Genomic DNA, 7,434 nt, shown 5'->3' on the forward strand with positions numbered 1-7,434 from the left:
GGTGCACCTTCAGATACAACCACAATGATTTCCGACACCGCTACCGCTTCCCTTTACCCATCACTCATGACTTCACGGGTTCCAAATGGGATCACAATTAGTCGCTTAACTGACTCGCAAGCAGTCACCCCCGGTGATCGAAGTGCATGCCTTGAACGACGATCCACTTCACCAAATCGCCCGACGTGAGGGATGCATCCTCCGCCCGACTTCTCTCTCACGCAGTCCCTAACCATTGACTCGACCTCTTCAAGTTCTGCGCTATTGGAAAAGTAGACAACTTCGTCGCAGTTTAGGATCTGCAGTCGATTGAGCTCAGTCACATCGGAGGCCGAGATGTCAAGCGCTCCATGCGACCGGGGCATGCTGTAGAACATCTCGTCATAGTAAATCATACAAAATGCAGGACTGATTGGAAGGTACACTTGCAATCCCCGCGCACTCAATCCGACAGTCCGTCCCGGCGGCACATCATCATCTTGATACGCCGGATTTATGGTAATCACCGGATTGTCGCTAGTAAGAAAAGATCTGGTCACTGATCTCAAAAGGCGACATTCAAGATCCAACAACACCCTTTTGCTACGCGCCCCTACTCTCACAGAGAGTTTACGCATACTTCGACGCAAATCTGATTCCTCTTGATCGGTCAAAGTAATCCCTTCTCGAAAAATCCTCTCCATGGCCATATCGCAAGCCACTTCAGTCAGCTTTTTAACGCGAGTCACCATCATCGGCACAGTCAGATACATTTCATAGTAAGCTTTCAGATCTTTCGGCAATGTCTCGCTGGCAATCATCTGCCCCACCGCGGAACTAAAGTTTGACTCTATCACTCCCAGCTTCCCCTCAAAATCCGATTCCTTCGTGTAGAAGTAGTCACCTTGGCACTGCCCGGAAATTGCCGCTTTGTCGCTAAAGTTCCCAGATTTCACATTTAGCATACAAATAATCTTATTGTTCGATTGCACGCCAAAACGCCTCAAGTACGATTGAGGCAAAAAGTGTTGCTTCTTCTTATCAGCCATAGAAGAGAGATTTGGATACTACACCCCATTCGAGCGTTGGACGCACCTGGGACCACTAAATAGACATCTTCCGTCGCATCAGCAAACGCTAGAGTCAGACGTCGGATACATTTTTCCAATGGATTCTCACACACTCCGACAACAGGCGCAAGAGAAGGCGACCCCCGCGATCAATGCTCGACCGCGCCAATTTCTTCTGGCGGGCACCAAGGGATTCATACTTCTAATTATACTTGCAACACCCAGGAAACCCACAAATGTAGGCTAATGAAGGTCTTCATAAGCTGGTCGGGCGAAGAAAGTAGAGATGTCGCATGCACAATTCGCGACTGGCTCCCTTCCGTCATCCAAGTAGTCGAACCCTACGTCTCCTCAGAGGACATAGACAAAGGGGTGCGTTGGACGAGTGACATTGCAGGCGAGCTGGAAGGTTCAAACTACGGCATCATCTGTGTGACCAAAGATAACATTGATGCTCCCTGGATCAACTTTGAAGCCGGAGCCCTCTCCAAAAAGGTCGAAAGTTCCAATGTGACTCCATTTCTATTTGGAGTGAAGCGGTCAGATGTTCACGGCCCCCTTCTTCAATTTCAGTCCGCAATTTTCGAGAAAGATGATGTTTACAAACTCATCCGCAGCATAAACAACAGAGTTCCCGATGATCGACGATTGAAGGAAAGTGCATTGGAGAGGGCATTTGAGGTGTGGTGGTTACAGCTTGAATCCGCCCTAAACAAAATTGAAGGTTCGAGAAAAGCGCCTCTCCCTTCAGACCCATCCGGCAAACGATCCGAAATACTCGAAGAAGTATTGGATTTGGTCCGACAACAGCAGCGGATCCTAACAAATCCCGAAGGAATCCTACCTCCTTCCTACATGCGAAAGCTGCTAAATGCCGCTCCGTTAATGTCCGAGATCGCAATGCCAATCGTAGAGGCACGCCTCCAGCTTGAGCAGGTAATAGATGTCCTCGCATCATGGCCGCATGAGAGCAAATCGAGCACAATAGAACGCATCCACGTCACACTGAAACAGGTACATGAGTTGCTCGGGAGTCAGTTGCGGGTGAGACGAGCCAGAGAGTACTTTCCTTTACCACTCTTTGAAGAAGGTAAAAACAGCTGAATCCGGCAAGGTCCCACCAAATTTGAATAATTTGTCGCGTTTGGACAATGTGTGGGTGGCAGTTGATACCAGGTCGAGACTGCTTACTAGCTAGGCATCAACGCTCTCAATGCCAACCGTTCCTCCCTGTTCGAACTTCCGAACCGCCATATGCCAGCGCTTCCCGATTCACGACGTCCGCAAAAGGTCCAATTAGTTTCGTATTGCAATGACGAGTTCGCAGACCCCATTACTCGCGTATCAGAATACGCGAGCTCTAGCTTTTTGCTCCAACTGTTGCAACTTCTTTTGAGGTGAGCAAAGTCAGCACCTTCAAAGGGGAATGCTCCATTGCCTCGTTATGCTTGGCGCCTTTCATGCTCTGAACGCCCTCAATCTGAGGTCCACACAGCCCCCACTCACCTCCCCTTCCCCGCCGTCGGCACGATCTCGATGGGGAAGGAGATGAAACCGTTCGCCTCGTGAAAGTCCAGGACCGCAGCCACGGCGGCGCGGACGAGGGTGGCCTTTTCCACGCCGGTGGAGGCCTCGAACTGCTTCATCCGGGCGATGAGGTCTGACTCCACACGGATGGAGAGCGTCTCGGTCTTCATGTATCAAATGTCGGACATTGCTGCACATTGTCCACCAATTTCCATTGATCACTCGTGACACTTGTCATACATTTGTTACATGGTTAACCAATTGTCACCCCCTCCCCTCACGAGCCTGCGCCACACGGCAGGACGCCCGGTTGAAACGGCAATTGGATCTGAAACTGGATCTGGCTCCGGGACTGTGACCGACCTGTCGGCTCTCCTGCAGAAAGCGGCGGCTGCCAGCCCCTCGAGGGCCGCCGGGGCTTCGGGCGGGCGCTGGGTGAAGCTGCTGCCGGTCTTCCGCACGCTGATCCGACGCGGGTTGGCGGCACGGCGGCGGTTGACTGGCTCATTGAGCAGGGAGAGATCAGCAAGGAGGATCGCAAGCGTGCCTTCTACGCCCTGCGCCAGGCGCTGCACCGCTGGAACGAGCGGGAGCAAACCGCTTCGTATGCCCTCCCCAAGGTGCCCCCTCTTTCCGAACCGGCTCCGGTTTCTTCACGACAGTTCTAGGAAACTCCTCTTGTGCCTGGAGCTGATCCGGCACGGCAAACCACGGAAATCCCCCTCCCTCTCGTGAAAAAGAAGTCCAAAAAACTCCCCGCCATCCAGTTCTACCCCGGGGACTGGCGCAAGGATCCCGGTGTGCAGGCGCTCAGCTATCACGACCGGGGCATCTGGTTCGAGATCTTGCTCCTCATGTTCGAGTCCAGCCAGCGCGGCAAGTTGCTGCTCAATGGGCGCGCCATGCCCGCCGAGGCCCTGGCCCGGTTGCTCGGCCTGGATGAGCAGCTTCTCGCCCAAACGCTCACCCGGCTCATCGAGTTCGGCGTGGCCTCTCAGGACAAAGACACCGGAGCGATGATCTGCCGCCGGATGGTCCGGGACGACAAGCTGACGAAGATCCGGAAGAAGTCGGGCTCATTGGGAGGGAACCCCGCTTTGCTTAACCAAAAGCCCAACCAAAAGACAACCACCCAGGATAACCAAAAACCAACCCCTTCATCTTCATCTTCATCTTCATCTTCATCTTCATCTTCGGATAGATCTAGATCTATAGATCTCTCTCGACCAGCTATTCCGAATCTGGAGGAAGCCCGTCAATGGGCTCGGGAGCTCTCAGCCCCACAGGACTGTGCCAACGTCTGGTGGAACGAAATGGAAGGGGTCGGTTGGATCGATGTCCGCGGAAGACCCGTCACTCATGCGCTCCCCGCCTTCACGGCCTACGCCACAAAGTGGAAGAGCAACAGCCTTCGCCACCAGACCCAGGCACCCCCAGGCCCCCCGACTCCTGCTGTCAACAAGCCAAGGCGATACAGCTGACACGATGGCAGCAATCCAGCAGGGCGCCCCCATCACTCCATCACTCCATCACTCCATCCAACTTCACCCGCGACTCCGTCGCACAACTCGCCTAACTTGGAAGGCATCTGGCTTCATCTTCCAGGACGGATCTTGTCTGCATTCCTTCAGGAGCCAGCCCCTCTTGGGCGACGATCTATCGTAAAGCTTTGCGCTGGTTTGTCGTTATGCAAAAATCCTCCATGAGCCGCCCGGTGCGCCCAGCTCTGTACGCGCCATTGCTGGTGCTGGGCTCGATGCTTTCCATCGCGATCGGAGCTTCGACGGCAAAAGGGATCTTTCCCCTTTTGGGGCCTGCGGGGACCGCCTTCGTACGAGTAGGAGTGGCCGCAATCGTCTTGCTGGCCCTCTGGCGCCCCTGGCGAGCGACTCTTTCCCGCCAGCAAGCGGTGCCTATTGTCACCTATGGCATCATCCTTGGCATCCTGAACCTGACCTTCTACGAGGCCATGGCCAGACTGCCCATCGGCATTGCGATTGCCATCGAGTTTCTGGGCCCGCTCTCCATCGCCTTCTACATGTCCCGCGGAAGGCTGGACATTCTCTGGGCCTCCCTGGCGCTGATCGGAGTTGTCTTGTTGTTGCCTCTAACCAGCCTTCAACGAAGCATCGACCCTGTCGGCATTGGTTTCGCTCTCATGTCAGCAGCGGCCTGGGGTTGCTACATCGTGGTCGGCAAAAAGGCCGGAACCTCCATCCACCCCGGCTATGCCACGGCCATTGGCACCACGGTGGGCTTTCTCTCGATCGCCCCCTTTGGAGCCCTGACAGCGTGGCAGACGGAGTGGACTTCCTCCCTGATCTTCACCGCCATCGCCATCGGGGTGCTCTCCAGCGCCATTCCCTTTTCCTTGGAAATGGTTGCATTGAAGCATCTGGACTCCAAGACCTTCGGGATCTTGTTGAGCCTGGAGCCCGCACTGGGCGCCCTGGCGGCATTCCTCATGCTGAGCGAGAAGATCTCGATCATCCAATGTCTGGCGATCAGCTGCGTCGTAACCGCCTCGATCGGCGCCACCGCGACCTCGCGAGCCTCATCAAAGGACTCGCTCGTGGATGAAGCGAGCGCTCCCTAGCAGGCTGCCCACCAACATCGCTGGATCTCACTCAGGCCTGCGGAACGATCTGGGCAGCAAAGCTCCCTTCCTTCGTCTTACGCATACTAATTCCCTTGAACCCGGCTGGATGCCTCTTGGGCCCCTTCCATATAAGCCTTCGGAGGCAGGCCCAGCTCCCGGCTGAAGGCGATGCTGAATCCGCTGGCTGATTCATAGCCCACGGCGAGGGCGGTCTCCCCGACAGTCAGCTCTCCGCGGCTTAGCAGATCCTTGGCCAGGGCAAGACGCCACTGCAGCAGATAGCGCAGCGGCGTTACCGTCATCACCCGCATGAAGTGCTCGGCAAACGAGGAGCGCGACATGGAGGCCTCGCGAGCCAGCGTGGCGAGCGTCCACGGGTGGGCCGGATGCGTGTGAATCGCTTGCAAGGCGGCAGCCAGCCGGGCATCCCTCAGACCTGCCAGCAATCCCGTCGGGGCAACATCCTCCGGAACGGATCGCAGAGACTCGACCAGCAGGACTTCCACCAGACGACTTAACACAAGCGACTGGCCAGGACGAGCCGTAAGAGCTTCCCGCTTGATCAGCTCCACCACCGGTCTCACGCCCTCCGCAGCCGGATCCCCGGCTCGCAAGTGCAGCATCCTGGGCAGGAGCCCGGTGAGCACCGAAGCGTTGGCAGGATCAAATTGGAAATAACCTCCCAGCAGGCTCGCCGAGGGCTCTGCATCGGGATCGCCATGAAAGGCCACCTCCACCTGCTGCCCGGAGGGAACGGGCTCAAGCAACTTGGGCCGAACCTTCGGATCACTGGCCAGGGTGAAGCGGGGTGTCGCCGGAAAGAGCACAAAGTCCCCGGTGCCCAGCATCTGCGCGGGCTCGCCATCCGCCGCCAGCCAGCAGGGCCCCTTCAGTACGAGGGCATAACTGGGATGCCCGAACGCGGAGTAGCGCACGCCCCAGCGGCCCGCGCCGTGCACGAGCTTGGCAGCGACGGCCTGGGGTTTGAGCAGGGTGACTATGGCGGACAGGGCATCCATCTGGACGATCTACAATGACAAGCGGACTCCGCATTATAGAAAGTCCACCCCATCTTTGCTAATTTGGTCCCGTCAATCAAACCAAAACTGCCAACAAACATGTCCTCCACGATTCTCATCACTGGCTGCTCCTCTGGCTTCGGCAAAGCAAGCGCCTCCCTCTTCCTCGCCCGCGGCTGGAACGTCATCGCCACCATGCGCACCCCCAAGCCGGGTCTCTTTGAAGAAAGCGATCGACTGCTGATCCTGCCGCTGGATGTGACCCAGCCGAACACCATCGCCAGCGCCATCGGGGCGGGCATCGCGCGCTTCGGCAAGATCGATGTCTTCGTGAACAATGCCGGCATCGGTTACTTCGGCGCGCACGAGGCGGTATCGGATCACGCGATCCGCCAGCTGTTTGAGACCAACACCTTCGGCGTCATGGCCGCCAACCGTGCCATCCTCCCGCACATGCGTGAACGCGGCGCTGGCACGATCATCAACGTGACCTCCAGCGTTGGCATCGCGCCAATGCCGCTGGTGGCGGCTTATTCCGCCAGCAAGTATGCCATTGAGGGCTTCTCCGAATCGCTGGCCTACGAGGCTGGCGTGCTCGGCATCCGGGTGAAGATCGTGCAGCCCGGACTGGCCCCCACCACGCATTTTTCCGCGAACTCCGGCGCGCTGGGCGACTATCCCGTCCCCCCGGCCTATGCCGGGCATGCTGGACGTTATTTTCAATCCATGCAGGAGTATCCGACGAGCTACACGACGGAGGAAGACGTGGCAAATGCGGTGTATGCCGCCGCCACCGATGGCGCGGACAAGCTCCGCTATCCCGCCGGGTCCGACAGTATGATGCTGGCCGAGCTCAGGGCATCTTTGCCCGAACAGGAGTTCATTGGCAGGATTCGCAGCATGACCGCGAGTGAACCCGGGAGAGCAGCAAAGCTTAGCGAGGAGTGAGCGTGCCGAAAAGTGTTGAGTAAATGACGGCTGATTGGGATTGTGATGCCGCAGACGCTTCAGTTAGTGCCTGCCAAGGAACCTCGGTGGTGAAATGCGGTCTGGCGATTGCTTAGATCGACCTGGGCCGGAGAAGCCAGGGGAGCGCACGCAGCGTGGGGCCTCGCGAGGCGCAACCAAACGTTCGTGCCACATCACATTCGAGCGACATGGAGGCGTTGAAGGTGGTGGGAGGAAAAGCGCATGTTGTCGGCCCTCCCACCTGAATATCATCGCTGCGCGGTTCCCAACG

At 57.1% G+C, this 7,434-nt stretch carries 7 protein-coding genes; 4 read left to right on the plus strand and 3 right to left on the minus strand.

The window, feature by feature from the left end; genetic code table 11:
• Positions 1-53 precede the first annotated feature (53 nt).
• Positions 54-1,028 (minus strand): DUF4238 domain-containing protein, encoded by a 975-nt coding sequence (locus tag BV106_RS27775; protein WP_038170225.1) that lies wholly within the window; start codon positions 1,026-1,028, stop codon positions 54-56.
• Between the two features lie 267 nt (positions 1,029-1,295).
• Here BV106_RS27775 and BV106_RS27780 point away from each other — a divergent pair, with 267 nt between their 5' ends.
• Positions 1,296-2,153: a TIR domain-containing protein gene (locus BV106_RS27780; protein WP_051946421.1), complete on the plus strand. Its 858-nt coding sequence runs from the start codon at positions 1,296-1,298 to the stop codon at positions 2,151-2,153.
• 398 nt (positions 2,154-2,551) lie between these two features.
• Here BV106_RS27780 and BV106_RS27785 read toward each other — a convergent pair whose 3' ends face one another.
• Positions 2,552-2,746 carry a hypothetical protein gene (locus tag BV106_RS27785; RefSeq protein WP_038170229.1) on the minus strand — a complete coding sequence of 65 codons (195 nt, stop codon included), beginning with the start codon at positions 2,744-2,746 and terminating at the stop codon, positions 2,552-2,554.
• A 561-nt stretch (positions 2,747-3,307) separates the two neighbouring features.
• Between BV106_RS27785 and BV106_RS27795 the strand changes: the two genes are divergently transcribed.
• Positions 3,308-4,057, plus strand: coding sequence for a hypothetical protein (locus BV106_RS27795; protein ID WP_265596141.1), 750 nt, complete (start codon positions 3,308-3,310; stop codon positions 4,055-4,057).
• Positions 4,058-4,263: 206 nt separating this feature from the next.
• A complete protein-coding gene (locus BV106_RS27800) occupies positions 4,264-5,172 on the plus strand; it encodes a DMT family transporter (RefSeq protein WP_051946422.1) in 909 nt (302 codons plus the stop codon).
• Positions 5,173-5,258: 86 nt separating this feature from the next.
• Here BV106_RS27800 and BV106_RS27805 read toward each other — a convergent pair whose 3' ends face one another.
• Positions 5,259-6,194, minus strand: a complete 936-nt coding sequence (locus BV106_RS27805) for an AraC family transcriptional regulator (RefSeq protein WP_038170237.1) — start codon at positions 6,192-6,194, stop codon at positions 5,259-5,261.
• Between the two features lie 99 nt (positions 6,195-6,293).
• Between BV106_RS27805 and BV106_RS27810 the strand changes: the two genes are divergently transcribed.
• Entirely contained in the window at positions 6,294-7,142 is an 849-nt protein-coding gene (locus BV106_RS27810) for an SDR family oxidoreductase (RefSeq protein WP_038170239.1), read from the plus strand.
• Positions 7,143-7,434 lie beyond the last annotated feature (292 nt).

The organism is Verrucomicrobium sp. BvORR106 (genome assembly GCF_000739655.1).
Taxonomy (GTDB): domain Bacteria; phylum Verrucomicrobiota; class Verrucomicrobiia; order Verrucomicrobiales; family Verrucomicrobiaceae; genus Verrucomicrobium.

Bases quoted from the DNA above. Each gene is read 5' to 3' on its own strand.
- BV106_RS27785 (WP_038170229.1), bottom strand. From the start codon at position 2,746: ATGAAGACCGAGACGCTCTCCATCCGTGTGGAGTCAGACCTCATCGCC.
- BV106_RS27810 (WP_038170239.1), top strand. From the start codon at position 6,294: ATGTCCTCCACGATTCTCATCACTGGCTGCTCCTCTGGCTTCGGCAAA.
- BV106_RS27805 (WP_038170237.1), bottom strand. From the start codon at position 6,194: ATGGATGCCCTGTCCGCCATAGTCACCCTGCTCAAACCCCAGGCCGTC.
- BV106_RS27775 (WP_038170225.1), bottom strand. From the start codon at position 1,028: ATGGCTGATAAGAAGAAGCAACACTTTTTGCCTCAATCGTACTTGAGG.
- BV106_RS27800 (WP_051946422.1), top strand. From the start codon at position 4,264: ATGCAAAAATCCTCCATGAGCCGCCCGGTGCGCCCAGCTCTGTACGCG.
- BV106_RS27780 (WP_051946421.1), top strand. From the start codon at position 1,296: ATGAAGGTCTTCATAAGCTGGTCGGGCGAAGAAAGTAGAGATGTCGCA.